This is a genomic window from Nguyenibacter vanlangensis, from assembly GCF_013376155.1.
Lineage (GTDB): Bacteria > Pseudomonadota > Alphaproteobacteria > Acetobacterales > Acetobacteraceae > Gluconacetobacter > Gluconacetobacter vanlangensis.
In genome coordinates this window covers 1-1,084 of record NZ_JABXXP010000857.1, presented here as the reverse complement: position 1 = coordinate 1,084, position 1,084 = coordinate 1, and the positions used below count along the sequence as shown (strand labels likewise).

General features: G+C 68.0%; 1 protein-coding gene. It reads right to left on the bottom strand.

Annotation, left to right across the window (positions count from 1 at the left end; all coding sequences use genetic code 11):
• Window positions 1-42: 42 nt before the first annotated feature.
• Entirely contained in the window at window positions 43-903 is an 861-nt protein-coding gene (locus HUK84_RS19680) for a DUF3667 domain-containing protein (protein WP_176641716.1), read from the bottom strand.
• Window positions 904-1,084 lie beyond the last annotated feature (181 nt).

The following is a 1,084-nucleotide window of genomic DNA, read 5'->3' as shown; positions in this document are numbered from 1 at the left end:
CGAGCCGGGCGGAGCGGCCGCCGCGCGGCGCGGCGGCCGCCGTCATGACTCGCCGCCGGCCCCGAGTTCCAGCCCCAGCAGGCCGAGGGCGGAGAGCAGGATCAGGCTGAAGACGAGCGAGGCCACGAACAGGATCGTCATGCGCGTGATGGTGCCCGGGACGCCGACCCCGTAGAAGCCGCGCAGATGGCGATAGAGATGCACGGGCGGAACCAGCAGCAACAGGTTGCCGGCATGGCCCACGATGCGGACGGCGATCGACGAGACGGTGAAGACGGCGAAGGCGAAGCTGAGCGAATGGACCGAGAAGATCACATGCTCGTACAGCGCGCGGCGCGTGGGCCAGTAATACAGGCCCCACAGGATGAGCGCCGAGATCGGCAGCATGACCAGGATGAAGCGTTCCGACCATTCGCGCATGACGCTGAGCACTTCGGTCGGGTTGTCGACGGCGTTGAGCATGTGCATGCGGACCCATGCGGTGATCCGCTCATGGCCGGCCCATGACCAGTTGCCGATCTCGCGCGCGAGTTCAGCGCGGTCCGTCGCCGTGATATGCACGCCGTGATGCCCGGTGGCGAGCAGGGCGTGGATGGTGAACATCGCCAGCAGCACGACGAAGAACATGCGGATCGGCGGCACCATCGAGACGCGCCTGCCGTCGATATAATCCTGGGTCAGCCGCGCGGGCGCCAGCGCCAGGGTGTGGATGGTGCGGCTGAAGCGGCTGTCGGCGTGGGTCAGCATCTCGAAGAATTCGCCGCATAATTCCCACACCGTGCGATGCGGGGGACCGCCCTCCTGCCCGCAATGATGGCACCATTCGCCCACCAGGATCGTTTCGCAGTTCAGGCAGGCGGTACCGGCGGGCGCAGGGGCGGGCGAAGGGGCGTCGTGACTCATGCGGCTGGGGGCTCGGCGTTACTGGATGGGGCGGCGTCGGGACCGACGGGTTCGTGAACGGTCTTGTTAGGCGATTCGTTGTTAGGCGATTCGTTCGGCCCTGAACAAGAGGGCGGCCCGTCACGGCGCCAGGGTCAGGGTCCAGCGGGCGGGGCCGGGCAGCAGGGGGCGCGGTGCGCCG